Origin of the sequence: Streptomyces sp. NPDC087310 (assembly GCF_044744405.1) — a bacterium.
In the GTDB taxonomy this organism is placed as follows: Bacteria; Actinomycetota; Actinomycetes; order Streptomycetales; family Streptomycetaceae; genus Streptomyces.
The window spans coordinates 1-26,866 of the sequence record NZ_JBIUYF010000004.1 but is presented as its reverse complement, the minus strand read 5'-3'; the positions used below and the strand labels follow the sequence as shown (position 1 = coordinate 26,866).

Below are 26,866 nucleotides of genomic sequence, written 5' to 3'. Positions count from 1 at the left end.
GGAGAGTTGAATGACATGAACGCCAGGAGCCGCTCCAACGCGAAGAACGCGTCAGTGATGAAGATGCTGGGTGCCCAAGTGGCGGCGTTCCGCCGGGCAGCGGGGCACACCCAGAAATCGCTGGCCGCACTCGTCATTCTCGATGAGGAGACCATCCGTTCGATCGAGGGAGGGAGGCGACCGCTCAAGAAGGACCTTGCCGCGACGCTGGATGAACTGCTGGATACCAAAGGTGCGTTGTCAGTGGGGCTCGCCAACTTGCCGGAGATCGACCTGTATCCCCTGTGGTCCGAGCAATACATGGACCACGAGCGTGAGGCGATCTCTCTGTCCTCGTACGACAGCGGCGTGGTGAGCGGTCTGCTCCAGATCGAACCCTACGCACGGGCGTTGTTCCAGGGACGCGTTCCGGCCTTCAGCGTGGACGAGATCGAGACCAAGACCGCCGCCCGTATCGAGCGCCAGGAGATCTTTCATCGCAAGGTCCCGCCAACGCTCAGCTTCGTGATCTGGGAGCCGGTGCTTCGCTTCCCTCTCGGAGGCCCAAAGGTCCACCGCGAACAACTGGAACATTTGCGCGCGTGTGCCGAACTTCCCGGTCTCACAATCCAGTTCCTGCCCCTCGACCGGACATCTCACGCCGGAGTCAGCGGCCCCTTTCTCCTGCTGGAAACTCCCGACCACCAGCACCTCGCCTACGCGGAATCGCAGCGTGGAAGCCACTGGATCTCCAACCCTGACGACGTATCCACCATGTCCTGCAAATATGCGATGCTGCGAACGCAGGCCCTCAACACCGAGGATTCCATTGGCCTGTTGGATCATCTCCTGGGAGAGCTATGAGTAACGATCTCAACTGGTTCAAGTCCAGCTTCAGTGACGACGAGGGTGGTGTCTGCCTCGAAGTCGCCTACGACTGGAGCAAGTCCAGCTATAGCACCGAGCAAGGCGGCGACTGCGTCGAGATAGCCCCCTGCCCCCACGCCGTGCACATCCGCGACTCCAAGAACCCCACCGGCCCGATCCTCACCCTCTCCCCCGCCGCCTGGGCCTCCTTCACCCCGCACGCGGCCCGCTGAGGACTGATGCTCCTATTGGTAGTCAAGGGAGCCGAGACCTGATGGTGGTCAGGTTCGGTAGGGGTGAAGAGCGACGCTCTCCGTTCCGACGTTGATCTCCACCCAGGACTCGTCCATGCTGCTGGGGATGGGGGATGCCAGGTCGAACAGCACGGACCAGTGGCCCATCTGGAGGTAGGCGGCTCCGTCGTCTGTCAGGTGAAGGTGGCCGCGCATGATCACCCGGTCGCCTTCCTGCCAGAGTTCCGGCTCGGTGGCAGCGGCTGGCCGGGTGTTCTGGCCCCAGTGGAGGTCCGCGTCGACGGTCCATTCGATGAGGTGCTGGCCGTCGGCTTCTTGCAAATCACCGCGCCAGAGCACCACGGCGGACCCGATGGGGGTGTGAAGCCGAATTGTCGTGTGCTGCTGCGGGGCCTGCGGCAGGCTCTCTGTGCGGACGAGCATCGCCTCATCATCCATGACGTCACGTCCTGGGACCGTGGAGCGGTCGGGCTGCCGAGGTCAAGCGGCGGTGAGCCAGTCCCGGTAGGCGTCTGCGAGGTCGTCGTCGCGGCGTGTGCCGCGTTCGATGCAGGAGATCACGGCCGGCCAGACGCTGAAGTGTTCTGCGACGGTGGTCAGGGTGATGTTCTTGGCCTGGCGTGCGGGCCGGAGGTCGGAGATGTCCGGGACGGTGACCGGTGTGGTGAGGTAGCGGAAGATCTCCCGGGCGATCGCGCGCTTGAGGAGGCGGATGATCTCTTTCTTCGTGCGTCCGGCGGCGGTCTGCCGGGCGACGTATTCGCGGGTGCGGGCGTCGCTGGACATGCGGACGAGGGCGATGCGGTAAAGGGCGGAGTTCGCTCCGTGGTCGCCGCCGCGGGAGAGACGGTGGCGGTTGGTCCTGCCGCTGGAAGCGGGGACGGGTGCGACGCCGCAGAGGGCCGCGAAGGATGCCTCCGTTCGCAGCCGGTCGGGGTTTCCGCCGGCGGTGACCAGGAGCTGGGCCGCGGTGTCCGGGCCGACACCGAACGCGGCTCGCAGGCCGGGGTTGTGCTCGGTTGCGGCGGCGTCCAGAGCGGCGGTGAGGGTGTCGTGTTCCGCGGTCAGGGCCTGGACCCGGCGGGCGAGGGTCTTCAGCGCGGTCAGGAGGGCGACGCGCGGTCCGTCGCCGGTGGGACGGAGTCGGGAGAGGGCGTCGACCTGTGTCCTGCCGCGCAGGGCGAAGTACTTGACGCGGATGTCGTCCGGGGCGGTGATGAGGATGTGCGCGATCTGGTTCAGGGTGGCGGTGCGGGCCTTGACGGCGGACCGGGCAGCGTTGTGGAGGGCACGTATGCCGCTGACGGTGTCGTCCTTGGGGATGACCGATGCCCGGCCGGACAGTGCGGCGCGGGCTGCTGCGTATGCGTCGATGGGATCGGACTTGCCGATCCGGCGCCGTTCGGCCTTGTCGGGCCGGTTGACCTCGACCACGGTGAGGCCGGCGTGACGGGCGGTGCGGGTGAACCCGAGGCCGTAGGAGGAGGTGCCCTCGACCCCGACGGCCATCACCGTGCCATGGGCGTTCAGGAACGCGGTCGCCGCGGCGTATCCGGCTGCGGTGGTCGGGAACTCGGCGTCGGCGACGTGGCCGCCCCGGTCGGTGATGACAGCGACGTGGATCGTGTCCGCGTGGGAGTCCACTCCGCCGAACACCGCGTCTTGTTCTGCGGCGGTCGTGATCGTCGCTGTCATCCTGGGAGCTGCCTTCCTAGCCGGAGGTGACACTGGCCAGGTGGGTCAGACAGGACATTGAGGGGGCCTGCGGCCAAGCTCCTATCAGGTCATGTTCCACCTGGCCGGAGCCATGGAGAAAGGGCCCGGCAGCCGGACAGAACAGTCGCAGGACAGTCCAGCAGGACGTCAGTCAGACCCTGAGCCACGACCACCGGAACCCGCTACGAGTATCAATGTCAGACCCCCCTGCCATGCTGTGAACCATGACAGCAGCCAAGGGTTCATCCCCTTCCGCCGCCACGCCCGCAGCCGCCATGGACGCCCTGCTGTGGCGGTGGGTGGAGCACGTCAATCGGGACGGCGAGACAGGGATGGTGCGGCCCGAATGGTTTGTGTGCGTCGGGGAGTTGGAGGTGGCGGAGGAGGTCACCTGGTTCGGGATGGCGACCCAGGGGCGCTGGGTTCACAGCGGGCTGCTCACCGGCTCCGGCCGGGTTCCGGTGTACGCGGGGTTCTACTGGTCCCGGGGGGGACCACGGACCGGCGGTGGCCCGGGTCGGGATGGTGGTCCTGCCGTTGGCGGAGCCCGACCGGATTCTCGCGGCCGAGTGGGGCGAGGGGTACAACGGCTACGAACCGGCGCCGCTGGACGGATACGCCGTCCTGTGCAGCAGCCCGTTCGAACCGGGGCACGTCCGCGGCCGTGACGCCGAGGCCGATCTCCGCGAGGCCAAGCGGATCATCGCGGCCGGTGACGCCGCGGGCCGGCGGATCAACTTCGCCGAGATCGTCACCGATCCGGACCGCGGTGGCAACGCCCTGTTCTTCCCGGTCGAGGGGGAGGAGCGGAACGGTTACGAGGCGCTGGAGGAGGACGGGACGGTCGTCTGCCTCGCCTTCCTCTCCTACGACTTCGGCTGACGCGGACGGGATCGGACGGGATCGGACGGGTCCGGGCGGTCGCCCCCTCCCGGTCTTTCCGGTCGCCAACCTTTCCGCGGCCCGCCAACCTTTCCGCGCCCGGCGGCGACATCCGACTGACGACGGCACCACCCCACACCCCGTCAGGAGTCCCGGATGTCCCCCACCACGCCCCGCTCCCACCCCTTCGCCACCGACCGCAGGCGTTTTCTCCTCGGTACCACCGCCGCGCTCGGGGCCGGAGCCGCCACCGTGCTCGGGCTGCCCGGCACCGCGTCGGCGAGAAGTGCGGCCACCGGCACCCTCTACATCGCCAGTGACTCCACCGCGCAGACGTACAACTCCGGCTACTACCCGCAGGCCGGCTGGGGGCAGACGCTGCCCGCGTTCTTCTCGTCCAACATCACTGTCGCCAACCGGGCCATCGGCGGACGGAGTTCGCGGTCGTTCATCGAGCAGGGGCGGCTCGCCGCCATCCATCAGGTGATCAAGGCGGGCGACTACCTCTTCGTACAGTTCGGCCACAACGACGCGACCGTCGGCAACGCCGAGCGCTACACGTCGCCCGCCGACTACAAGGAGTATCTGCGCAACGACTACATCCGGGCCACCCGTGCCCGGGGGGCGACCCCCGTGGTGGTGACACCGGTGTCGCGGCGGTCGTACAACGCGTCCACCGGGCAGTTCAACGTGTCGTTCCCCCAGTACGTGAACGCCGCCAGGGCCGTGGCCGCCGAGGAGGGGGCGCCGCTGGTCGATCTGTCGGAGCTGAGCCGTGTCCACCTGAACGGCGTCGGCATCGAGGCGTCCAAGAAGGTCTTCCTGTGGCTCAGCCCGGGGCAGTACCCGAACTTCCCGAACGGCATCTCCGACGACACCCATTTCCAGCAGAACGGCGCCACCCAGATGTCCCGCCTCGTCGCCCAGGCCGTGGCGCGGCTCGGGCTGCCCCTCTCGGGGGAAGTGAAGCCCGCCGCGCTCTGAACCGTGCTTCGATGGCGCGATGGATCACACACCTGTTCACTTGCCCGTCCTGCACTGGGGTCGACAGGACGCGCCCCGGCGCGTCCTGTTGCTCCACGGTCTGACGTCGGCGGCGGCCTGCTGGTGGTACGTGGCGGACGAACTGGCCCGCGCCGGCTGGTCCGTCACCGCGGCCGACCTCCGGGGGCATGGGCTCGCGCCACGGACCCGGCGCTACGACATCGGCGGGTTCGTGGCCGACGTACTGGCGCTCCGGCCGCCGGCGCGCCCGGACGGAACCGCCGCGTGGGATCTCGTCGTCGGGCACTCGCTGGGCGGCCTTGTCACCACCGGCGCCGCGAGCGCCGCGCCCGACTGGGCGGACCGGCTGCTGCTGCTCGACCCGGTGATCGCCGTACCCGAGGAGGCGGTCGAGGGCTTCGTCGGGGCGCTCTCCGAGGAGGTGCGGAACACCGACCCGGAGGCGATGCTCGGGGAGAACCCGGAGTGGCACCCCGAGGACGCGTTCCTGAAGGCGCAGGCCGCGCGCCGGACGTCGACGTACGTGGTCGAGTCGGTGCTGCGGGGCAACGCTCCCTGGTCGTACGAGCAGGCGCTGGCCGCGTATCCGCACCCTGTCACCGTGCTCGCCGCCGATCCGGACCGGGGGGCGGTCTTCAGCGCCGAGCAGGGGCGCCGTATCGAGGAGGCCCGCACCGGATTCCGCTGGTCGGTGGTGAAGGGGGCGGGGCACGCCGTGTACCGGGACAACCCTGACGCGGTGGTCGCGGCGGCCCTGGAATCCCCCTGATCTCCCGTTCCCGCCGGATCCGATGATTTCCGGCCGTGTCGGAGGTCTGCCTTCCCACCACACCCTGGAGAAGGTGGACCGTATGAACGACAAGAGCCTGAGCGATGTCCTTGATGCCCACGTCAACAGCGGATCCGTCCCCGGGGTCGTGGGTCTGGTGGCGCACGGTGACGGGCGGGAGCCGGAGGTGGCGGCGGTCGGTTCCGTCGATACGGCCGGGGGCGCTCCGATGGCCCGCGACTCGATCTTCCGGATCGCCTCGGTCACCAAGCCCATCACCGCCGCCGCGCTCCTGATGCTGATCGAGGACGGGCTGATCGGGCTGCACGACCCGGTCGCGGCGTGGCTGCCGGAGCTGGCCGCGCCGCGTGTCGTCCGTACGCCCGGGAGTCCGGTGGACGACGTGGTTCCGGCCGCGGCGCCGATCACCGTCTTCGACCTGCTCACCTTCCGCGCCGGGTGGGGCTTCCCCTCCGACTTCTCGCTCCCGGCCGTCAAGGCCCTCTTCGAGGAGCTGACCCAGGGGACGCCGGTGCCGCTGCACGGGATGGAGCCGGACACCTGGATGGAGAAGCTGTCCCGGGTCCCGCTGCTGCACCAGCCGGGCGAGGTGTGGCTCTACAACACCTGCTCGGACATCCAGGGGGTGCTGATCGCCCGGGTCGCGGGCCGTCCGCTGCCGGAGTTCCTGGCGGAGCGCGTCTTCGAACCGCTCGCCATGAAGGACACCGGTTTCGCCGTGCCGGCCGCGAAACTCGACCGCTTCACCAGCTACTACCAGCGGGACGGGGACAGCGGTCCCGGCAGGGGCCTGGACCTGGTCGACGCCCCGGACGGGCAGTGGAGCAGCCCGCCGTCGTTCCCGTCCGGCGCGGGCGGACTGGTGTCGACCGCCGACGACCTGCACGCCTTCGCGCGGATGCTGCTCGCCGAGGGCCGCGCGGGCGACCGTACGCTGCTGACGCCCGCGTCGGTCGCGCGGATGACCACCGACCACCTCACTCCGGCGCAGCGCGAGGCGAGCGGGCTGTTCACGGAGGGGCAGGGGTGGGGCTTCGGCGGCTCGGTGGACGTCATGGACTCCTCGCCCTGGAACGTACGGGGCCGCTACGGCTGGGTCGGCGGCACGGGTACGGCCGCGCACCTCACCCCGTCCACCGGCGCGGTGACGATCCTGCTCAGCCAGGTGGCCATGACCGGCCCGACCCCGCCCGAGCTGATGCGGGACTTCTGGCGGTACGGGGCGGGCGCGGCCTGAGGCACCGGGCCCCGGAGCTCCGTCAGGCCGCGGCCGAGCCCCGTATCTCCGGGTACGCCACCTCTTCGGGCAGCCGGTAGCCGAACTCCCTCAGCCGCGCCGCGACGTCCGCCGGGGTACGGCCCGTCAGGCTCGCGCAGCGCAGGACGTTTTCGAGGAGGACGTCGTCCAGGAGCGAGCGGTCCGGGTCGAGTGTCGCCAGCAGCCGGACGTCCGCCTCGTCCGCGGTCTCCGGCAGCCTCACGTGTCCGGGCATCCAGTGGCCCATCTCGGCCAGCCGTGCGGCGATGTCCGCGGGGCTCCGTCCGGTGGCCAGGGCCGCGCGCAGGACGTGCCGGGGCTGAACGCCGACCACGTCGTTCGTGGCCAGCCAGGGGCTCATGCCGTCGAGTCGTTCGCTGAGCATGACGTAGTCGTCCCCCTTCGGGGTGTCCGGTACGCCGCTCGGGACGCGGTGGCCCAGCTCCACCAGGCGGGCGACGATGTCCGACGGGGTGCGGTCCAACTGCTGGGCGATGTCGAGGATGTGCCCGACGGTCACGCGTCCGTCCCCGATGATCCGCTTGTCCTCCGGTTGCGGGGTGTACGGCAGGCGGCAGCCCAGCTCGGCCAGGCGCTTGGCGGCGGTGTGCGGGCTGCACCTCAGTTCATGGGCGGCGGTGATCACATGCCGGGGCGGCACCTCGTCGCCCCGCTCCAGCCACGCCCCCTCGCCGCCGGAGCCCTTGCGGATCAGCAGGATGTCCCGGGGGTCGGGGGTCTCGGGCAGCGGGCGCGGGCCGGTGCCCGAGACCTGGTAGCCGAAGGAGATCAGCGTGCGCTCCACATCGGCGGGGCCCCGGCCCACCCGCCCGGCCGCGTCGACGATGTGCCGCAGCGTCACGGGCGTACCGACGCCGATCCAGACGAGGTGGTGGTCGGTCCTGCCGCCCGCGTTGGCCAGCAGGGCGTCCTCGCGGTCGACCGTCCGGGGCAGCGGCCCCTCGGGGCGCTCGATGTCGGTGAAGCCCAGCGCGGTCAACCGCTCCACCACGGCGTCCGCGCTCCACCCCACCCCGGCCGCCGCGTACAGGACGTGTCCGTACGGCACCTTGCTGTCGGCCTCCCACCAGGGGGACTCGCCGGCCGCGCGGAGGCTGGTGATCCGGTTGTCGTCCGGATCCTCGAACGCGGGCTCGTACCTGTACCTCATCGTGACGCCTTTCGAAGGGGGGTGGGGGTGAGGGCGGGAGCGGCCGCTACATAGCGGTGCTCATTCGGCCACCGCTATGTAGCGGCCGCTCTCTTCCCCGAATTCGCGAAGGTCGTCGTCCTCGTCCTGCCGCCCGCGAAGGTGCACCCGGACCCCCGCCGGCTCCAGCGTCGTCCAGAGCCGCAGCATCATGTCCCTGCTGAGGAAGTGGTGCGAGAGATCGAGCAGTTCGAGGTGGGTCAGCGGCTGTCCGTGCAGCAGCGCCTCCGCGCCCTCGTCGGAGAGCATGCCCATCGACAGACTCAGCGAGGCCAACTGCTCCACGACGGGCGCCGAGGCGAACGCGGCGGCGATCTCGTCCTGGAGGGGGCTGTTCTGCACGCCCAGGTGGCGCAGCTTCGGCTTGCCCACCCCCGTGAACAGCGGGGCCAGGTCCTCGACGGTCGTGCCGCCCCCGTACCAGTCGTCGCCGAGCCACAGCTCCAGGCGCTCCAGCTCGGGCAGTTCGGCGGCGGCGATGTGCGCCGCCGCCTGCCGGGGCAGACCACTCGACTCGACGCGCAGCACACGGAGCCCCGGGTGGCCCGTCACGGGGAATTCCAGGCCCTCCCCGCCGCGTATCGCCAGCTCCCGCAGCCCGGGGAACGCCTCCAGGAAGGGCGCGAGATCGCTCTGGCCCACGGAGGAGATCATCGCCTCTTCGTCCTCCACGTCACCGAGGAAGACCGCCTCCAGCGAGGTGAACCGGGAGCTCAGCTCGGTCAGGTGGCGCTCCGCTCCGCCACCCTCGGAGTCGTACCACGGGAAGCCGAAGATGACCGCCCGTACCTTCTCCAGCTCGACATTCCCGACGAAGCGCTCCCAGCAGACGTCGTAGTCCTCGTCGGTCACGTAGGCCCCGCACTGGAAGCGCCAGGCGACGCCGGCCGGGTCCGGCAGCTCCGCCGGGTGGGCGAACGGCGGAACGGTGAACGCGGGAAGCCCGTGGAACTCCCGGACGTGCTGGACGTGCGACAAGGCGAGGCTCCCGGGGCTCGGTGCGCGGCTGCTCGGACACCTGACGTTCTATCAGCAGCCACCGACAACCGGCCCCGCCCCGGCGGAACACGCAGGTCAGAGCCTGCGCGCGGCCTCCGTCGCCCAGTACGTGAGAATCATGGACGCGCCCGCGCGCTTGATCCCCGTCAGGGTCTCCAGGATCGCCGCGTCCCGGTCGATCCAGCCCTTCTCCGCCGCCGCCTCGACCATCGCGTACTCACCGGAGATCTGGTACGCGGCGACCGGCACGCTCGCCTCGTCCGCGATCCGCGCCAGGATGTCCAGGTACGGGAGGGCCGGCTTCACCATCACCAGGTCGGCGCCCTCCTCCAGGTCGAGCGCCAGCTCCCGCAGGGACTCGCGGGCGTTGGCCGGGTCCTGCTGGTACGTCTTGCGGTCGCCCTTCAGGGACGAGCCGACGGCCTCGCGGAACGGGCCGTAGAACGCCGAGGAGTACTTCGCCGTGTACGCGAGGACCGCCACGTCCTCCTTGCCGATCGTGTCGAGCGCGTCGCGGACCACGCCGATCTGGCCGTCCATCATGCCGCTGGGGCCCACCACATCGACGCCCGCGTCGGCCTGGACCTGGGCCATCTCCGCGTACCGCTCCAGCGTCGCGTCGTTGTCGACCCGGCCCTCACCGTCCAGCACCCCGCAGTGGCCGTGGTCCGTGAACTCGTCCAGGCACAGGTCGGACATGACGAGCAGGTCGTCGCCCACCTCGGCCTTCACGGCGCGGATCCCGGCCTGGAGGATCCCCTCGGGGTCCGTGCCCGCCGACCCCGTCGCGTCCTTCTTGGCCTCCGCGGGGACACCGAAGAGCATGATGCCGGAGACCCCGGCCGAGACCGCGTCCACCGCCGCCTTCCGCAGGGTGTCCAGCGTGTGCTGGACCACGCCGGGCATCGTGGCGATCGGCGCCGGCTCGCTGATCCCCTCGCGTACGAACGCGGGGAGGATCAGGTCCGCCGGGTGGAGCCGGGTCTCCGCGACCATCCGGCGCATCACCGGGTTGACGCGCAGCCGCCGGGGCCGCGAACCGGGGAAGGATCCGTACACAGTCATCGTCAGTCGCCTCTCGCCCCTCTTGGATGTCCTTACGGGCGCGTCCTGCGCTTGCGGGGCCTCCTTCGACGATAGCCCCGGGCGTCCCGTGCCCTTACCGACACCGGGACCGGGAAACTCCCCCACCGGAAACACAAAGGAGCGCGGCCCGGCCGCCTCAGCGACCGGGCCGCGCTCCATGTCTCTCCCGTACGGACCTCAGGTCGTCGTACGGCGTCTCCTGCTGCCGGGACGGCGCTCGCTCGGCCGGGTGACCGTTTCGCCCGCCTCCTTGGCCGCCTCCCGGCGCTGCGTGCCGAACGCGGCCAGCGCCTCCGCCAGCTTGTGCACCGACGGCTCCGGCGCCAGGACGTCGACGCGCAGCCCGTGCTCCTCGGCGGTCTTCGCCGTCGCGGGGCCGATGCACGCGATCACCGTCACGTTGTGCGGCTTGCCCGCGATACCGACCAGGTTCCGGACCGTCGAGGACGAGGTGAACAGCACGGCGTCGAACCCGCCGCCCTTGATCGCCTCACGGGTCTCGGCCGGCGGCGGCGAGGCGCGCACGGTGCGGTACGCCGTGACGTCGTCGACCTCCCAGCCCAGCTCGATCAACCCCGCCACCAGCGTCTCCGTGGCGATGTCGGCGCGCGGCAGGAACACCCGGTCGATCGGGTCGAAGACCGGGTCGTACGGCGGCCAGTCCTCCAGCAGCCCGGCGGCGGACTGCTCACCGGACGGTACGAGGTCGGGCTTCACGCCGAAGTCGACGAGCGAAGCGGCGGTCTGCTCGCCCACCGCGGCGACCTTGATCCCGGCGAAGGCACGGGCGTCGAGCCCGTACTCCTCGAACTTCTCCCGTACGGCCTTGACCGCGTTGACCGAGGTGAACGCGATCCACTCGTAGCGGCCCGTGACCAGGCCCTTGACCGCGCGCTCCATCTGCTGGGGCGTACGCGGCGGCTCGACCGCGATGGTCGGGACCTCGTGCGGCACCGCGCCGTACGACCTGAGCTGGTCGGAGAGCGAGGCGGCCTGCTCCTTCGTGCGCGGGACGAGCACCTTCCAGCCGAACAGCGGCTTGGACTCGAACCACGCGAGCTGGTCGCGCTGTGCCGCGGCGCTGCGCTCACCGACCACGGCTATGACCGGCCGGTGTCCCTCCGGGGAGGGCAGCACCTTGGCCTGCTTCAGGACCTGCGCGATCGTCCCGAGCGTCGCGTTCCACGTCCGCTGGCGCGTGGTGGTACCGGCGACGGTGACGGTCAGCGGGGTGTCCGGCTTACGGCCGGCCGCGACCAGCTCACCGGCGGCGGCGGCCACCGACTCCAGGGTGGTGGAGATGACGACCGTGCCGTCGCTGGCGCCGACCTCGCTCCAGCAGCGCTCGCTGGCGGTCCTCGCGTCCACCATGCGTACATCGGTGCCCTGGGCGTCGCGCAGCGGTACCCCGGCGTACGCCGGCACACCGACCGCGGCGGCGACGCCGGGGACGACCTCGAAGGGGATGCCCGCGGTGGCGCAGGCGAGCATCTCCGTGCCCGCGTCGCCGTCGAGCCCGGGATCGCCCGCGACCGCACGGACCACCCGCCTGCCGCCCCGCGCGGCCTCCATGACAATATTGGCCGCATCCCGGATCGCGGGGATCCCGGCGGCTGCTGACGCATCGTCAACAACCGTCAACGCGGGGGTGCTCACGCCCGCCCTCGCATGGCTCCGTACGACGTCGAGCACATCAGGCTCGGCGATCAGTACGTCAGCCCCCGCGAGCGCCTCGACGGCGCGGAGTGTCAGCAGACCCGGATCTCCGGGTCCGGCACCTAGGAAGGTGACGTGCCCCGATGCGGAGCAGGCCGGAAGGTCGGTGGTGGGGCTCAATGTGCTCGCTCCCCCATAAGACCGGCCGCACCCTTGGCGAGCATCCCGGACGCGAGTTCGCGCCCGAGCGCGAGCGCGTCGTCGAGCGACGTGGGTACGGGACCGGTGATGGACTGCTGCACCAGCGTCGAGCCGTCGGTCGTGCCGACGACGCCGCGCAGGCGCATTTCGTTGACAACCTGTCCGTCGGCCAGCAGGTCGGCCAGCGCACCCACAGGTGCGCTGCAGCCGGCCTCCAGGGCGGCGAGCAGGGAACGCTCGGCGGTCACGGCGACCCGGGTGTACGGGTCGTCGAGCCCGGCGAGCACAGCGGCGAGGTCCACGTTGACCGCGGCGCACTCCACTGCGAGGGCCCCCTGGCCGGGGGCCGGCAAAACGGTGTCGACCGGCAGGAGGTCGGTGACTTCGTCCGACCTGCCGATGCGATGGAGTCCGGCGGCGGCGAGCACGACGGCGTCGAGCTCCCCGCTGCGGACGAAGCCGATCCGGGTGTCTATGTTCCCGCGGATCGGCACGGTCTCTATGGTCAGCCCGTGACTGCGCGCGTACGCGTTGAGCTGCGCCGCGCGGCGCGGCGACCCCGTACCGACGCGCGCCCCGTCGGGCAGCCCCTTGAAGAGCAGCCCGTCCCGGGCGATCAGCGCGTCCCTGGGGTCCTCGCGGCGCGGCACGGCCGCCAGCGTCAGCTCGTCGGGCTGCGCCGTCGGCAGGTCCTTGAGCGAGTGCACGGCGAAGTCGACCTCGCCGCGCAGCAGCGCGTCACGCAGCGCGGTGACGAAGACGCCCGTACCGCCGATCTGCGCCAGGTGCTCGCGCGAGGTGTCGCCGTACGTGGTGATCTCGACCAGCTCGACGGGGCGCCCGGTGAGCCGGCGCACCGCCTCCGCCACCTGGCCGGACTGCGCCATGGCGAGCTTGCTGCGCCTCGTGCCCAGCCTCAGGGCCTTGTCGGGCCTCAACGGCTCCTCGGGCTGTGAGGCCGTCTCGGGCCTCGGTGCCTTCTCGGTCATACTCGCCCTCTGCCTACACCGTCGGTGTCATTCAGGTCGGCCCGGCTGACGGCGGCGACCGTCTGCGGGTCGAGGTCGAAGAGTTCGCGCAGCGCGTCCGCGTACCCGGCGCCGCCGGGCTCGCTGGCGAGCTGCTTGACCCGCACGGTGGGCGCGTGCAGGAGTTTGTCGACAACGCGGCGCACGGTCCTGGTGACCTCGGCGCGCTGTTTCTCGTCGAGGCCGGGGAGCCTGCTTTCGAGGCGGGCGACCTCGCTGTTCACCACGTCGGCGGCCATGGCGCGCAGCGCGACCACGGTCGGGGTGATGTGGGCGGCGCGCTGGGCGGCGCCGAAGGCCGCCACCTCGTCGGAGACGATGGTGCGGACCTGGTCGACGTCGGCGGCCATGGGCGCGTCGGCGGACGCCTCGGCCAGCGTCTCGATGTCCACCAGCCGTACGCCGTCGAGGCGGTGCGCCCCGGCGTCGATGTCGCGGGGCATGGCGAGGTCGAGAAGGGCGAGCGGCGCCGGGCAGCCACGGGTCCGCAGCGCGTCCTCGACGGCGTCGGCCGTCAGGACGAGGCCGGTGGCGCCCGTGCAGGAGACGACGACATCGGCGTGGGCCAGCTCGCCGGGGACGGCGGCCATGTCCACGGCGCGGGCCGCGAAGGCCCGCCCGCCGGGCGCGGTCAGGCTGTACTGGTCGAGGATCTGTACGAGCCGCTCGGCCCGGGCGGCCGTGCGGTTGGCGACGACGATCTCGGCGACCCCGGCGCGGGCGAGGGTCGCGGCGGCCAGCGAGGACATGGAGCCCGCGCCGATCACCAGCGCGCGCTTGCCCCTGGCCCAGGCGTCCACGTCGGTGCCGGTGGCGAGCTGTTCGAGGCCGAAGGTGACGAGCGACTGCCCGGCCCGGTCGATCCCGGTCTCGCTGTGGGCCCGCTTGCCGACCCGCAGGGCCTGCTGGAACAGGTCGTTGAGGAGACGGCCCGCGGTGTGCAGCTCCTGGCCGAGCGCCAGCGTGTCCTTGATCTGGCCGAGGATCTGGCCCTCGCCGACGACCATCGAGTCCAGACCGCAGGCCACCGAGAAGAGGTGGTGGACGGCGCGGTCCTCGTAGTGCACGTAGAGATAGGGGGTCAGCTCGTCCAGCCCGACGCCGCTGTGCTGGGCGAGGAGGGTGGACAGCTCGGCGACCCCGGCGTGGAACTTGTCGACGTCGGCGTACAGCTCGATGCGGTTGCAGGTGGCGAGGACGGTGGCCTCGGTCGCCGGCTCCGCGGCGAGCGTGTCCTGCAACAGCTTGACCTGCGCGTCCGCGGAGAGCGACGCGTGTTCGAGGACGCTCACCGGCGCGCTGCGGTGACTCAGTCCGACGACCAGGAGACTCATGCCGGCATCACCGCGGGGACGTCCCCGTCGGGTCCCTTCCGGCCGGAGGGGGCGGTGTCGGCCGGAGGCGCCGATGTCGTCTCGGCCACGCCCGCGGTGGACGCGCGCTCGGCGGGCGTCATCGCCGCGAGGGCGGCCTCGGCGGCGGCGCCCTCACCGGCCTTGCGCTGCTCGTGGAAGGCGAGGATCTGGAGTTCGATGGAGAGGTCGACCTTGCGGACGTCCACGCCTTCGGGCACGGACAGCACGGTCGGCGCGAAGTTCAGGATCGAGGTGACACCGGCGGCGACCAGCCGCTCACAGACCTGCTGGGCGGCGCCCGCGGGGGTCGCGATGACCCCGATCGAGACGCCGTTGTCGCTGATGATCGTCTCCAGCTCGTCCGTGTGCTGGACGGGGATCCCGGCGACGGGCCTGCCCGCCATGGCGGGGTCCGCGTCGATCAGCGCGGCGACCCGGAAGCCACGGGAGGCGAACCCTCCGTAGTTGGCGAGCGCGGCGCCGAGGTTACCGATACCGACGATCACGACCGGCCAGTCCTGGGTCAGCCCCAGCTCACGCGAGATCTGGTAGACGAGGTACTCGACGTCGTAGCCCACACCGCGGGTCCCGTAGGAGCCGAGGTACGAGAAGTCCTTGCGCAGCTTCGCGGAGTTGACCCCGGCGGCGGTGGCGAGCTCTTCGGAGGAGACCGTGGGTACGGAACGCTCGGAGAGAGCGGTCAGCGCCCGCAGATACAGCGGAAGCCTGGCGACGGTGGCCTCGGGGATTCCTCGGCTACGGGTCGCCGGTCGGTGAGTTCGGCCAGTTGCCACGGTGCTCCAACGGGATGAGCTGGGCTGCAGGCGGCCGTATGTCCCAGGACCGCCCCGTCGAATGCAGGCTATGTCTTTGTGAACGCGTGCACAAAGATTGTGTCCGCTTTGTCCGAGCAAAGTGACCGGGGTCACGCGTCCCGATCCGGCCATCCCGGAACCGGGGACCGCTTCAGCCCGTTGCACACACGAAGGGGGCAAAACCGCACACACTCCTCACGAATACGCCCCCGCGACCGCTCCCCACACACTCCCGGTACCCACCCCGGCACCGGCGGCGAGCCACCCCGCGCCCGGATGGCGCGCGGCGAAATGATCACCGAAGAGAAGCCTGCAAAGCGCCCACGATGGTAACCGTCTTTCGCGTCACGCCCCCAGTTCGCGCCGGAGCCGCTCCGCGTCCACGCGCCAGAACGTGTGCTGCTCGCCGTCGACCAGAACCACCGGGATCTGCTCCCAGTACGTACGGTGCAGCGCCTCGTCCCGCGTGATGTCCTTCTCCTCCCAGGAAGCACCGGTCTCGGCACAGACCGCCTCGACGACCGCGCGGGCGTCGTCACAGAGATGACACCCCGGCTTCGAGACAAGCGTCACCCTCCGCTCGCCGGCCTTCTTCTTCGTCGTACGCCGCAACAAAGGACTCATGGACCCCATTGTCCGCCCGGCGGGCGCCGGGACCCGGCGGTTGTCCACAACCGGGCCTCATTGGCATGATCACCGCATTAACGCACAGGTCGCGGAGAGTTCACCCCCCGTCGTCCCCGCCCGTCCGGAACCACCGAACAGAATGGCTATGCTCACGCTATGGCCGCACTGGGATGGCTCACCCCCCGTAAGCGCTCCGCCACCGCGAGGAGCGTGCTCGCAGGCGAGGCCGCAGCCGAGGCAGGACTCAAGTCCACGCAGGAGGCGCAGGAAGCGCGCGAGGCGCGGGGCGGGGAATCCGCCGCCGGCACGGCCGACGAGGCGCCGGACTTCCCCGTCGCCGGGGACGACCGCGCCGCCGCCTTCTTCGACCTCGACAACACCGTGATGCAGGGCGCCGCGATCTACCACCTCGGCCGCGGCCTGTACAAACGGAAGTTCTTCCAGCGCCGCGAGCTGGCCCGCTTCGCCTGGCAGCAGACCTGGTTCCGGCTCGCCGGCGTCGAGGACCCGGCCCATATGCAGGACGCCCGCGAGAGCGCCCTGTCCATCGTCAAGGGCCACCGGGTCTCCGAGCTGATGTCCATCGGCGAGGAGGTCTACGACGAGTACATGGCCGACCGCATCTGGCCCGGCACCCGCGCCCTCGCCCAGGCCCACCTGGACGCCGGCCAGCAGGTGTGGCTGGTGACCGCCGCGCCCGTCGAGACCGCCACGATCATCGCCGGCCGCCTCGGCCTGACCGGCGCCCTCGGCACCGTCGCCGAGTCGGTCGACGGCGTCTACACCGGCCGGCTCGTCGGCGAACCGCTGCACGGCCCCGCCAAGGCCGAGGCCGTCCGCGCGCTCGCCGCCGCCGAGAACCTCGACCTGGACCGCTGCGCCGCGTACAGCGACTCGCACAACGACATCCCGATGCTCTCCCTGGTCGGACACCCGTACGCGATCAACCCGGACGCCAAACTCCGCAAGCACGCGCGGAAACTGGACTGGCGGCTGCGCGACTACCGCACCGGCCGCAAGGCGGCCAAGGTCGGCATCCCCGCCGCGGCCGGGGTCGGCGCCCTCGCCGGCGGCACGGCCGCCGCGGTCGCCCTGCACCGCCGCCGGCGCTGACACCCCGGCCGCCAGGCCCCCAGGCTCGCGTCAACCGGGCCTGGACACCCCGTCAACCGGACGACACGCTCGTCGGCACATTCGCCACAACGGACGGCCCCGTGGGAACACCCGCGGGGCCGTCCGCACATCTGCACGCCGTCACTCAGGCACAACCCATCACGAGAGCAAGCAGATCTTGACGCAATCCGATCAGTAAATGGTCACGATGTGCTACTAAATCCGCCTCCTAGGCGGCACGGAAGCGACGTAATCGATGATTTGAGCAACTGGGTGTAGCGCTGCCTGTACGAAGCGTTATTCTCCTCAGACGCATACCGGACCCCACGCGTCGCCACGACGGGTGAACGGTCCCGCACTGCACGTGATGGAAGCTCTGCCTCTGGGAGTCCCGTGTACCCACACGTCGGGGTTGACGCCTCGGGCCTGGCTACGCTGCGCGCAACGGTCCTCGACCACTTGCGCGGCTTCGTCCCCACCGCGTACGCCGTCCCCGCCTTCGCCGCACCGGCCCCTGCCGAGAGCGGCCCTATCGGACCTTGTTACGCCCTGGCGAGTGGTGGTGCGGCCGTCAGCAGACGGGGCGGCCGCAGCAGCTCCGCCGCCTCGACCACCGCCCGCCGGCCCAGCGCCGACAGCGACAGCGCCCGCATGATGGAGTTAGTCGAGCGCGCCCAGGCCGGTGAGGCCGAAGCCTTCGGCCGGCTGTACGACCAGTACAGCGACACCGTCTACCGCTACATCTACTACCGCGTGGGCGGAAAGGCGACCGCCGAAGACCTCACCAGCGAGACGTTTCTGCGCGCCCTGCGCCGCATCTCCACCTTCACCTGGCAGGGCCGTGACTTCGGCGCCTGGCTGGTCACGATCGCCAGGAACCTGGTCGCCGACCACTTCAAGTCGAGCCGCTTCCGGCTGGAAGTGACCACCGGCGAGATGCTCGACGCCAACGAGGTCGAGCGCAGCCCCGAGGACTCCGTCCTGGAGTCCCTCTCGAACGCGGCGCTCCTCGAAGCCGTACGGAAGCTCAACCCCCAGCAGCAGGAGTGCGTCACGCTGCGCTTCCTCCAGGGCCTCTCGGTCGCCGAGACCGCCCGGGTCATGGGCAAGAACGAAGGAGCGATCAAAACCTTGCAGTACCGGGCAGTCCGTACCCTCGCCCGACTGCTCCCCGAAGACGCCCGCTGACCCGCCCCGCGCCCGGCACCGCCCCTACCCCCACATCCACCCCCACATCCACCCCCACACCTGCACCCACCCCCACGCCCGCCGCCGCCACGGACCCAACTCACAGTCGGTGACGCCTCGATGACGCACTGGTCCGATCATCCTCCGTCCGTAACCCAAGTGCCGCGCCGCTCGTTGTGCGGGATGCAGGCTCCCTGCGGTCACGCCATGCCCGCAGCCACTCACTCTTTCGTGTGGATGCGCTCAAGGCGTGCAACCTTCCGGACCCCCAGGGGAGTCGATCGTCATGACGAGAGGAGGTGCCGCCAGTGATCGCGAACGTTTCGGCACACCGGCGGGCGAACGCCTTCGCCCAGGCCCTGGACGACCAGACGCTCCAGGGCGCGGCGGCCGAACAGCCCGCCGATTCGGCCGAACCGGCCGGACAGGGGCGGCTGTTGGCCCTGGCGAGTGGTCTCGGTGAACTGCCGAAACCCACGCTGGACCCCGAGGTCAAAGTGGTGCAGCGGGCTCAGCTCGTGGCCGCCATGGAGGCCATGCTGCTGGAGGGCACAGCCACGGGGGAGGTGAGGCCGAGCCCTACGGTGCCCGAGCAGCGGAGGTCGGGCCGCGGCGCCCACCGCGCGTCCCCGCTGCGCAAACTGCGGCCGAGATCCCGCTGGACCAAGGGGCTCGCGGCCGGCGGGCTCACGGTCGGGGTGGCCGCGGGTGCCTTCGGCGGTGTGGCCGCCGCCAGCTCCGACGCCCTGCCCGGTGACTCGCTGTACGGGCTGAAGCGCGGCATGGAGGACTTCAAGCTCAACCTGGCGGGCGACGAGTCCGACCGCGGCGAGCTCTACCTCGACCACGCCTCGACCCGCCTCAGCGAGGCACGCCGGCTGATGGAGCGAGGCCGCTCCGGCCAGTTGGACCACGAATCCCTGGGCGAGATCCGCCGCACCCTGGGCGGAATGAAACACGATGTCACCGAGGGCCACCGGCTGCTCCACGAAGCCTACGAACGGGACGGCTCGCTCGGCCCGATCGCCACTCTCTCCTCGTTCTCCGCCTCGCACCGCCAGACCTGGAACGGGCTGCGCGACCGGCTCCCCCTCCAGCTCACGGACGTCGGCAACGAAGTGAGTTCGGTGTTCGACGCCATAGACCAAGAGGTCGCCCCGCTCCAGTCCCTCCTGCCCCAGGCACCCGAGAAACACCGGAACACCACCCGCCCCGGCTCCACCCAGGACTCCACGGGGGGCGGCCACCCGCGGAAGGACCACCCCGCACCCGCCACCCCGAGCAGGAGCGGCGGTACGGACAGCGGCTCCGCACACACCGAGGAGCGGCCGGACCCGTCGAGCCCCGGCTCGTCCACCTCGTCCGAGGACGGCCTGCTCGGCGGCGCTACGGGCGGCCTGCTCGACCCGCCGCAGAACAGCGTCACCCCCTCGCCGTCCGAGAACGACAACAGCACGGACCGCCCCGGCCCCGACATCACGATCCCGCCCCTGCTGCCCGACCTGCTCCCAGGGCTCGGCATCAAGGCGGAGGACGCCGACTAGGGTTCGGCCCGGTGGGCCGGGCGGGCGGGCCACAACAGGCCCGTCCGGCCCACCGGAACAGCGAGAAGACAGTGCAAGAGGGTCAAGACAGTCCGTACAGGGCAGCGGAAACGGCTCAGAATCAGAATCAGAAGAAGACGGACCGCCGCTGCACCAGCAGCTTGTAGAGCGTGTGCTGGATCTGCTCGCGGACCTGATCCGTCAGGTTGAACATCAGCATCGGATCCTCCGCCGCCTCCGGCGGATAGCCGTCCGTCGGGATCGGCTCACCGAACTGGATCGTCCACTTCGTCGGCAGCGGCAGCGCGCCCAGCGGCCCCAGCCACGGGAAGGTCGGCGTGACCGGGAAGTACGGGAGCCCCAGCAGCCGCGCCAGCGTGCGCGCGTTGCCGATCATCGGATAGATCTCCTCGGCGCCCACGATCGAGCACGGCACGATCGGCACCCCCGCCCGCAGCGCCGTCGAGACGAACCCGCCCCGGCCGAAGCGCTGCAGCTTGTACCGGTCGCCGAACGGCTTCCCGAGCCCCTTGAACCCCTCCGGCATCACCCCGACGACCTCACCGGCCAGCAGCAGCCGCTCCGCGTCCTCCGCGCACGCCAGTGTGTGCCCGGCCTTCCTGGCCAGCTCGTTGACGACCGGCATCATGAAGACCAGGTCCGCCGCGAGCAGCCGCAGATGCCGGTCCGCCGGATGGTTGTCATGGACGGCGACCTGCATCATCAGCCCGTCCAGCGGCAGCGTGCCCGAGTGGTTGGCCACCACGAGCGCCCCGCCGTCCGACGGAATGTTCTCGATGCCCTTCACCTCGACACGGAAGTACTTTTCGTACAGCGGCCGGATCAGCGACATCAGGACCTGGTCGGTCAGTTCCTTGTCGTAGCCGAACTCGTCGACCTCGTACTCGCCGGTGACCCGGCGGCGCAGAAACGCCAGCCCGCCCGCGAGCCGCCGCTCCCAGCCCCCCGCGCCGTCCTCCGTGGCCGCCACCGGCGCCCCGGAGTCCTGCGTCCCGGCCCGCTCGCCGTCCTCGGGCCCGTCGCCCGCCCGTGGCTCCGGTACGGGCGTCAGCGGCCCCTGAGCGCGCCGCGACGCACCGTCCTTGCCGGAATGCTGCCGCCGGCCGCCACCGCCCCCGGAGCCCGGGCCCGTCCCGCCGCCCGAACCGCCGCCGCGCCGCGACCTCGGCTCCTCTCCGAAGGGGATGACCTTGGCATCAGCCATGTCCGGGGCGCTCCTTGCTCACGAGGGTGGAGAGACGGTCGACGGTACGGCCCACCGTCTCCGGCGGCAGCAGCCCGGCGTCCCGGCCGCGCGCGAAGTCCGCGAAAGCCTCCGCGGTCGTATACGACGGTACGAAGCCCAGTGTCTCGCGCATCTGGACCGTACTGACGACCCGGCCGTGCGTGAGCAGCCGGATCTGCTCCGGCGAGAAGTCCGTCACCCCGACCGCACGCAGTGCCGTACCGACCCAGGTCACCGCCGGCAGCGGAACCGGCACGGTGGGCCGTCCGAGGCGCCGTGAGCACTGCGAGAGGGTCAGCACGCCGTCCCCGGCCACGTTGAACGTGCCGCTGTTGAGCGTCCCGCGCCGCGGCGCCTCCGACGCGATCAGCAGGACGTCGAGCGCGTCGTCCTCGTGCACGAACTGGAGCCGCGGGTCGTAGCCGAAGACCGTCGGCAGGACGGGCAGCGAGAGGTACTCGGCGAGCGGGGAGTCCGCGGAGGGCCCCAGGATGTTCGCGAAGCGCAGCACACAGACCGCCACGTCGGGCCTGCGGCGCGCGAAGCCGCGTACGTACCCCTCGACCTCCACCGCGTCCTTGGCGAAGCCGCCGCTCGGCAGCGACTTCGGCGGTGTGGTCTCCAGGAAGACCGCCGGGTCCCGGGGCGCCGAGCCGTAGACGCTCGTACTGGACTTCACCACCAGCCGCTGTACGGACGGCGACTTCTGACAAGCGCCGAGGAGCTGCATCGTGCCGATGACATTGGTCTCCTTGACCGCCGCCCGGCCGCCCGCGCCCAGCGGAGTCCCCGTCACATCGAGATGGACGACGGTGTCGACCGCGTGCTCGGCCAGGACCCGCGCGATGGCGGGCCGGCGGATGTCCGCCCGGACGAATTCCGCGTCGCCCAGCGCGTGCCCGGGGGTCTCCGCGTCCACGGCGATCACCCGGTCCACCCCGGACTCCCGTTGCACGCGCCGTACGAAACGGCCGCCGAGCTGCCGGGCCGCCCCGGTCACGAGCACGACCTTGCCCAAGATCAGCGCCTTCCCCTAGACCTCCGGATCCGCCAGACCACCGGATCCGCCACGGACCTCCGGATCCGCCACGTCACCGTAGCGGGTGGCCGTCACGATGTGACGACCGCCGGACCCGCCGCGTCCCACTTTTGACCGACAAACAACCGTGGCCCTCCCACCATGTCGGTGAAAGGGCCACGAATGCGCGTACAGCTATCGCACTTACTTCTTGTTGCGACGCTGAACGCGGGTGCGCTTGAGCAGCTTGCGGTGCTTCTTCTTGGCCATCCGCTTACGCCGCTTCTTGATAACAGAGCCCACGACTACCCTCGCTCACTTCTCTTCACTCGGTGCGGGGCGTCTGGGCCCACACGACCTACGTCGGCCTAGCCTACCCGCCGCCGAGTGAGGGACGTAATCCGAGGGAAACCCCGGTCCCCCCTCCCGGCGACATTCGCCCTCCGACAAGCCCTGGAGGGCCGAACGCCGCCGGTCACGGGCACTACGCGGACTCGACCCCCACAAAGGACTCGCGGAGGTACTCGTGAACCGCTTGCTCCGGCACCCGGAAGGACCTGCCCACCCGGATCGCCGGCAGATGACCGCTGTGCACCAAGCGGTACACGGTCATCTTCGACACTCGCATCACCGAGGCGACCTCCGCCACGGTAAGGAACTTGACCTCATTGAGAGGCCTCTCGCCAGCAACCATGATCCACCTGTACCTTCCGCACCCGACGGCCACCGGCTTCCCCTCCGGTAACTCTTCGTCGCTGTGCGCTCACATCCCAGACTAGGGGCGGGTGATGCGAGTGGGGAAGAGGAGCAGCCTTCGGCCGCCTACTGTGACAGACACGCCCGATTGAGTACATAGCGTGTAAGCGGCAGGTAGTAATCGGACCGCACGGCGTCATCAACCGGAACGGCCACCGACACCCGCCCCTCCGCCTCCCCGACGAAGAGCGCGGGATCGTCCGTGTCGGCCAGACCGATGGCCTCGATACCGAGCTGACCTGCCCCGCAGACCCACCCGTGGTCCCCGACGACAAGCCCGGGAAGCGGCCCTCCGGCCTCCGCCAGGGCCTCCAGCACGGCCCGAACAGGCAGCGGCGAGTGGGTATGTGCGCCGGTCTCACGCCCCGCGCGCCGCACGCCGGGTTCCCGCACCAGAGCGACTCCCCGTACGTAGTCGAGGTTGTACGTGCGTACCCCGAACCGGGTCGTTATGTCGATACATCTCCCCTGCGCCGGGGTGAGGACGAGACATCCCGCCGCCGACAAAGCGTCTGCCAACCCCGCGTAGAAGCCGAGCAGCCGGTGCGGATGCCCCGTACCCAGCAGCACCGGAATCCGCCGCGCCGCCGCCTCGCGCAAGCGCTCCGCGAACGCGGCCAGCGCCCTCAGCGTCAGCTCCGGATCAATCACATCAGGCCCCGACACATGATCGGAATCGCTCGACACCCCGCACTTCTCGGCCATCAGACGGAGCAAGTCCCGTTCGTCCCATGCCCATTCGGGATCGATTCCGATCATCACCCGCGGATCCCGCGCGGCGAAGAGACGGTAACTGCGCAGGCTCTCCTCGCGCGACGTCGCCACAGGACCGGCCAGCCTGGCCGCCAGAAGATGCGCCCGCAGGGCACCGGTGCTCAACACCCCACCGATGCTGCCGCCTTGCCCGAGGCACCGGGCCGGAACCCCGGACAGACCGCACGGTTGGCGTAACGACCACTACGGGGTTACGGGGCTACGGACTGCGGGGGCTACGGAACGACCGTTACGCCAGCAGCCCCCGCAGCGGGAACGCCGCCTTACGCGTCGCCAGCACCGCCTGGTCCAGCCGGTCCGCCGGGTCGTACCCCGACTCCCACGACCGCCAGGCCGGCGTCCGCCCGTCCGTCATCCGACCGGGCCCCCGCTGCCGCGTCCGCGCATACACCTCGTGCCGCCAGGACTCCGGCAGCTCCGACAGCGGATCGACCGGCGCGTGCGCCGCGATCCCCACCAGATGGGTCCAGGACCGCGGCACCACATCGACCACCGCGTACCCGCCCCCGCCGAGCGCCAGCCACCGCCCGCCGTCCACGTACTCGTGCGCCAGATCGTGACAGGACGCCTGCACCGCCCGCTGCGCGTCCAGCGACACGGCGAGATGCGCGAGCGGATCCTCGAAGTGCGTGTCCGCGCCGTGCTGGGTCACCAGCACCTCGGGCCTGAAGTCCGCCAGCAGCTCCGGCACCACCGCGTGGAACGCCCGCAGCCACCCCTCGTCCCCCGTGCCCGCCGGCAGCGCCACATTGACCGCACCGCCCTCTCCCGCACCGGCGCCGGTCTCCTCAGGCCAGCCGGTCGCCGGGAAGAGCGTCCGGGGATGCTCGTGCAGCGACACCGTCAGCACCCGCGGGTCCTCCCAGAACGCCGCCTGCACACCGTCCCCGTGGTGCACGTCCACATCGACGTACGCGACCCGCTCCGCGCCCAGCTCCAGCAGGCGCGCGATCGCGAGGGCCGCGTCGTTGTAGACGCAGAACCCGGACGCCGCCGCCGGCATCGCGTGGTGCAGCCCGCCCGCGAAGTTCACCGCGTGCGCGCACTCCCCGCGCCACAGCGCCTCCGCCGCGCCCACCGACTGCCCGGCGATCAGCGCCGACGCCTCGTGCATCCCCGCGAACGCCGGATCGTCCACCGTCCCGAGCCCGTACGACGCCTCGGCGGCCCGCGGGTCGAGCGAGGCACGCCGTACCGCGTCCACGTACTCCTGGCGGTGGACGAGCCGCAGCGTCGAGTCCCCGGCGGGCGGCGCCGCGACGACGTCGACCGCTCTGTCCAGCCCGTACGCCCGCACCAACCCCATGGTCAGCGCCAGCCGTACCGGATCCATCGGATGGCTCGGCCCGAAGTCGTACGCCGTGACCGCGTCATCCCACATCAACCGTGCGCGCCCGCTCATGCCCGCCACCGTATCGGTCCTCCTCCGCGGCGAACGAGCGGGCGTACACCAGTGTCACGAGGACCATCACCATCGGCACGAGCATCGCCCCGCGGTAGCTCCACGCATCGCCCAACGCCCCCACCAGCGGCGACCCGATCAGAAACCCCACGTAGTTGAAGACGTTGAGCCGGGCCACGGCCGCGTCGCTCGCCCCCGGGAACAACCGCCCGGCCGCCGCGAACGTCTGCGGCACGAGTACACACAGCCCGAGCCCCAGCAGCGTGAACCCGAGGATCCCCGTCCACGCCCCGGGAGCCAGCGCCACCACGGCGAACCCGCTCCCCGCCAGCACGGACCCGCACCGCACGACGACCACCGACCCGAACCGCCGCACCCCGAGATCCCCGACCGCGCGCCCCAGCAGCGTGGTGACCATGTAGGCGTTGTACGGAACGGTCGCCAGCTCCTCCGAACTGCCCAGCACGTCCTGGAGGTACTTGGCGCTCCAGTTCGAGACGGTGGAGTCACCGATGTACGCGAAGCACATGACCAGGCAGAGCGGCAGCAGCACCCGGAAAGCCACCGGCGTACGGCTCTCCGCCTCCCCCGCGCCGGCCGCCGCCTTCCCCGTATCCACCGCGTCGACATACCAGCGGGATCCGACGAGCGCGGCCGGCAACAGCACCACCACGACGGGCAGATACGACACGAGCAGCGGCAGATGCCAGTGCGCCCCCGCCCAGGCCAGCGAGGCCCCGGCGATCCCGCCGAGGCTGAAAGCCGCGTGGAAACCGAGCATGATGCTGCGCCCGTACTCCCGCTGGAGACTGACGCCGAGCATGTTCATCGACGCGTCCAGCGCACCGACGGCGAGCCCGAACGCCCCCAGCGCGAACGCGAGCTGCCAGACGGCGTCCCCGGCCCCGACGCCGAGCAGGGCCAGCAGGACGACGGGCTGCGAACACCGCAGCACAAGCCCGGGCCGTACCCGTGCGACCACCTTCTCGGTGGCGACGCTGCCGACACCGGCGAGCACGGGCACGGCGGCGAGGTAGAGGGGGAGGAGACCGTCGGATATCCCGTACCGGTCCTGGATGGCGGGGATACGGGTGACCAGAAGGGCAAAACTCACCCCCTGGACGAAGAAGCTGAGCGCCAGGGAGAACCGACCGTGCCGCAAACGCACATCTGTCATGGCCGGACAGCGTAGGACGCCCGTCTACCCATGGGTAGGTGGATCAGGCAACGGATCGGACAACGGATCAGGCGAGCAGCCCCGGCAGCTCGGCCATCCTGGCGAAGTACCCGGTGGCACCGGGCAGTTTCCCGGCGGGCGTCATCGCCGTGAACGCGAAGACGTCCATGCCCGCGGCCTGGGCTGCCCGGACCCCGAGGGGGCTGTCCTCGACCACGGCACACCGCTCGGGGTCGACGCCCATCCGCGCGGCGGCGTGCAGGAAGAGATCGGGCGCCGGCTTCCCCCGCCCGACGTCCTGAGCACTGAAGACGACATTGTCCGCGCCGTCCTCCCCGCCGGTTCCGCCACCGCTCTCCCGGTGCGGGAACAGCCGGTCGAGGCCGGTCTTCCGGTGCCCGACCCGGATCCGCTCATGGCTGCCGGACGAGGCGAGGCAGTACGGCACACCATCGGCGGCCAGCTTCTCGATCACCTCGACGACACCGTCGACCGGCGTCAGCTCCCGCTCGAAGGCGGCGAAGACCCGCGCGTGCAGCACCTCGTCGAAGTCCGCGGGCAGCCGCTGCCCGGTCCGCTCCTGTACGAGATCGTGGACGCGGTGCACTGCGGCCCCCATGAAGTCCTTCAGGGAGTCCTCGTAGGAGGTGGGATGGCCAAGCTCGGTGAGATAGCCGGCCAGGATGGTGTTGGAGAGCCGCTCGCTGTCGACGAGGACACCGTCGTTGTCGAAGATGACGAGTTCGTAGCGCATGCCACCGAGCCTAAACGGGTCTGGAACGCAGAAATGCCCCGCACCAGAAGGTGCGGGGCATTCCCACAATAATTGTTCGGCGGCGTCCTACTCTCCCACAGGGTCCCCCCTGCAGTACCATCGGCGCTGTGAGGCTTAGCTTCCGGGTTCGGAATGTAACCGGGCG

At 70.7% G+C, this 26,866-nt stretch carries 27 protein-coding genes and 1 rRNA gene; 9 read left to right on the top strand and 19 right to left on the bottom strand.

Annotated elements, in window-relative coordinates:
- The first annotated feature begins 15 nt into the window (after positions 1–15).
- Positions 16–843: a helix-turn-helix domain-containing protein gene (locus ACIO3P_RS15190; RefSeq protein WP_401854903.1), complete on the top strand. Its 828-nt coding sequence runs from the start codon at positions 16–18 to the stop codon at positions 841–843.
- Positions 840–1,079 carry a DUF397 domain-containing protein gene (locus tag ACIO3P_RS15185; protein ID WP_401854905.1) on the top strand — a complete coding sequence of 80 codons (240 nt, stop codon included), beginning with the start codon at positions 840–842 and terminating at the stop codon, positions 1,077–1,079. The genes ACIO3P_RS15190 and ACIO3P_RS15185 overlap by 4 nt, the downstream gene beginning before the upstream one ends.
- 48 nt (positions 1,080–1,127) lie before the next feature.
- Here the strand turns inward: ACIO3P_RS15185 and ACIO3P_RS15180 are convergent, their stop codons facing one another.
- Together ACIO3P_RS15180 and ACIO3P_RS15175 are read right to left on the bottom strand one after the other, a co-directional pair.
- Positions 1,128–1,538, bottom strand: coding sequence for a hypothetical protein (locus ACIO3P_RS15180; RefSeq protein ID WP_401854908.1), 411 nt, complete (start codon positions 1,536–1,538; stop codon positions 1,128–1,130).
- Between the two features lie 42 nt (positions 1,539–1,580).
- Positions 1,581–2,795 carry an IS110 family transposase gene (locus tag ACIO3P_RS15175; protein WP_401854911.1) on the bottom strand — a complete coding sequence of 405 codons (1,215 nt, stop codon included), beginning with the start codon at positions 2,793–2,795 and terminating at the stop codon, positions 1,581–1,583.
- Between the two features lie 528 nt (positions 2,796–3,323).
- Here ACIO3P_RS15175 and ACIO3P_RS15170 point away from each other — a divergent pair.
- From ACIO3P_RS15170 to ACIO3P_RS15155, 4 genes are all read left to right on the top strand, one after another.
- Positions 3,324–3,698: a hypothetical protein gene (locus ACIO3P_RS15170; RefSeq protein WP_401854914.1), complete on the top strand. Its 375-nt coding sequence runs from the start codon at positions 3,324–3,326 to the stop codon at positions 3,696–3,698.
- Between the two features lie 156 nt (positions 3,699–3,854).
- Positions 3,855–4,682, top strand: coding sequence for a rhamnogalacturonan acetylesterase (locus tag ACIO3P_RS15165; RefSeq protein ID WP_401796738.1), 828 nt, complete (start codon positions 3,855–3,857; stop codon positions 4,680–4,682).
- Positions 4,683–4,701: 19 nt separating this feature from the next.
- Positions 4,702–5,472, top strand: a complete 771-nt coding sequence (locus ACIO3P_RS15160; RefSeq protein WP_401854916.1) for an alpha/beta fold hydrolase — start codon at positions 4,702–4,704, stop codon at positions 5,470–5,472.
- A gap of 82 nt (positions 5,473–5,554) precedes the next feature.
- The gene (locus tag ACIO3P_RS15155) at positions 5,555–6,730 is read left to right on the top strand and encodes a serine hydrolase domain-containing protein (protein WP_401854918.1); all 1,176 of its coding nucleotides are present in this window, start codon (positions 5,555–5,557) and stop codon (positions 6,728–6,730) included.
- Between the two features lie 22 nt (positions 6,731–6,752).
- Here the strand turns inward: ACIO3P_RS15155 and ACIO3P_RS15150 are convergent, their stop codons facing one another.
- The 8 genes from ACIO3P_RS15150 to ACIO3P_RS15115 form a co-directional block, all read right to left on the bottom strand.
- The gene (locus ACIO3P_RS15150; RefSeq protein WP_401854921.1) at positions 6,753–7,922 is read right to left on the bottom strand and encodes a hypothetical protein; all 1,170 of its coding nucleotides are present in this window, start codon (positions 7,920–7,922) and stop codon (positions 6,753–6,755) included.
- A gap of 60 nt (positions 7,923–7,982) precedes the next feature.
- Positions 7,983–8,939 carry an STM4015 family protein gene (locus ACIO3P_RS15145; protein WP_401854923.1) on the bottom strand — a complete coding sequence of 319 codons (957 nt, stop codon included), beginning with the start codon at positions 8,937–8,939 and terminating at the stop codon, positions 7,983–7,985.
- A 96-nt stretch (positions 8,940–9,035) separates the two neighbouring features.
- On the bottom strand, positions 9,036–10,025 hold the full coding sequence (gene hemB / locus ACIO3P_RS15140) for a porphobilinogen synthase (RefSeq protein WP_329822444.1): 990 nt from the start codon (positions 10,023–10,025) through the stop codon (positions 9,036–9,038).
- Between the two features lie 198 nt (positions 10,026–10,223).
- On the bottom strand, positions 10,224–11,882 hold the full coding sequence (locus ACIO3P_RS15135) for a uroporphyrinogen-III synthase (protein WP_329822443.1): 1,659 nt from the start codon (positions 11,880–11,882) through the stop codon (positions 10,224–10,226).
- Positions 11,879–12,892 carry a hydroxymethylbilane synthase gene (hemC, locus tag ACIO3P_RS15130; RefSeq protein WP_401854926.1) on the bottom strand — a complete coding sequence of 338 codons (1,014 nt, stop codon included), beginning with the start codon at positions 12,890–12,892 and terminating at the stop codon, positions 11,879–11,881. Before hemC ends, ACIO3P_RS15135 begins: the two co-directional genes overlap by 4 nt.
- Positions 12,889–14,265, bottom strand: coding sequence for a glutamyl-tRNA reductase (locus tag ACIO3P_RS15125; RefSeq protein WP_329822441.1), 1,377 nt, complete (start codon positions 14,263–14,265; stop codon positions 12,889–12,891). The genes hemC and ACIO3P_RS15125 overlap by 4 nt, the downstream gene beginning before the upstream one ends.
- Positions 14,262–15,080 carry a redox-sensing transcriptional repressor Rex gene (locus ACIO3P_RS15120; protein ID WP_329822440.1) on the bottom strand — a complete coding sequence of 273 codons (819 nt, stop codon included), beginning with the start codon at positions 15,078–15,080 and terminating at the stop codon, positions 14,262–14,264. The genes ACIO3P_RS15125 and ACIO3P_RS15120 overlap by 4 nt, the downstream gene beginning before the upstream one ends.
- Before the next feature lie 366 nt (positions 15,081–15,446).
- Positions 15,447–15,725, bottom strand: a complete 279-nt coding sequence (locus ACIO3P_RS15115; protein ID WP_329822439.1) for a glutaredoxin family protein — start codon at positions 15,723–15,725, stop codon at positions 15,447–15,449.
- Positions 15,726–15,884: 159 nt separating this feature from the next.
- Here ACIO3P_RS15115 and ACIO3P_RS15110 point away from each other — a divergent pair, with 159 nt between their 5' ends.
- The 3 genes from ACIO3P_RS15110 to ACIO3P_RS15100 all read left to right on the top strand — a co-directional run bounded on the left by ACIO3P_RS15110 (position 15,885) and on the right by ACIO3P_RS15100 (position 19,573).
- A complete protein-coding gene (locus ACIO3P_RS15110) occupies positions 15,885–16,841 on the top strand; it encodes an HAD family hydrolase (RefSeq protein WP_401796723.1) in 957 nt (318 codons plus the stop codon).
- Between the two features lie 393 nt (positions 16,842–17,234).
- On the top strand, positions 17,235–18,029 hold the full coding sequence (locus tag ACIO3P_RS15105; protein WP_329822437.1) for an ECF subfamily RNA polymerase sigma factor, BldN family: 795 nt from the start codon (positions 17,235–17,237) through the stop codon (positions 18,027–18,029).
- 308 nt (positions 18,030–18,337) lie between these two features.
- Positions 18,338–19,573, top strand: coding sequence for a DUF5667 domain-containing protein (locus ACIO3P_RS15100; RefSeq protein WP_329822436.1), 1,236 nt, complete (start codon positions 18,338–18,340; stop codon positions 19,571–19,573).
- A 127-nt stretch (positions 19,574–19,700) separates the two neighbouring features.
- Here the strand turns inward: ACIO3P_RS15100 and ACIO3P_RS15095 are convergent, their stop codons facing one another.
- The 9 genes from ACIO3P_RS15095 to rrf all read right to left on the bottom strand — a co-directional run.
- A complete protein-coding gene (locus ACIO3P_RS15095; protein ID WP_329822435.1) occupies positions 19,701–20,798 on the bottom strand; it encodes a lysophospholipid acyltransferase family protein in 1,098 nt (365 codons plus the stop codon).
- On the bottom strand, positions 20,791–21,837 hold the full coding sequence (locus ACIO3P_RS15090; protein ID WP_329822434.1) for an NAD-dependent epimerase/dehydratase family protein: 1,047 nt from the start codon (positions 21,835–21,837) through the stop codon (positions 20,791–20,793). Before ACIO3P_RS15090 ends, ACIO3P_RS15095 begins: the two co-directional genes overlap by 8 nt.
- 204 nt (positions 21,838–22,041) lie before the next feature.
- Positions 22,042–22,140 carry a 30S ribosomal protein bS22 gene (locus ACIO3P_RS15085; protein ID WP_003948845.1) on the bottom strand — a complete coding sequence of 33 codons (99 nt, stop codon included), beginning with the start codon at positions 22,138–22,140 and terminating at the stop codon, positions 22,042–22,044.
- Positions 22,141–22,321: 181 nt separating this feature from the next.
- Complete coding sequence (locus ACIO3P_RS15080; protein ID WP_158575903.1) at positions 22,322–22,531, bottom strand: helix-turn-helix domain-containing protein; 210 nt, start codon at positions 22,529–22,531, stop codon at positions 22,322–22,324.
- A gap of 128 nt (positions 22,532–22,659) precedes the next feature.
- Complete coding sequence (locus ACIO3P_RS15075) at positions 22,660–23,475, bottom strand: phosphatase (protein WP_329822433.1); 816 nt, start codon at positions 23,473–23,475, stop codon at positions 22,660–22,662.
- Between the two features lie 121 nt (positions 23,476–23,596).
- Entirely contained in the window at positions 23,597–24,769 is a 1,173-nt protein-coding gene (locus tag ACIO3P_RS15070; protein ID WP_401854930.1) for an acetoin utilization protein AcuC, read from the bottom strand.
- The gene (locus ACIO3P_RS15065; RefSeq protein WP_401854932.1) at positions 24,738–25,946 is read right to left on the bottom strand and encodes an MFS transporter; all 1,209 of its coding nucleotides are present in this window, start codon (positions 25,944–25,946) and stop codon (positions 24,738–24,740) included. The genes ACIO3P_RS15070 and ACIO3P_RS15065 overlap by 32 nt, the downstream gene beginning before the upstream one ends.
- A gap of 67 nt (positions 25,947–26,013) precedes the next feature.
- Positions 26,014–26,700: an HAD family hydrolase gene (locus tag ACIO3P_RS15060; protein WP_401854935.1), complete on the bottom strand. Its 687-nt coding sequence runs from the start codon at positions 26,698–26,700 to the stop codon at positions 26,014–26,016.
- Positions 26,701–26,774: 74 nt separating this feature from the next.
- Positions 26,775–26,866: ribosomal RNA gene (gene rrf / locus ACIO3P_RS15055) — 5S ribosomal RNA — on the bottom strand; the annotation flags it as partial.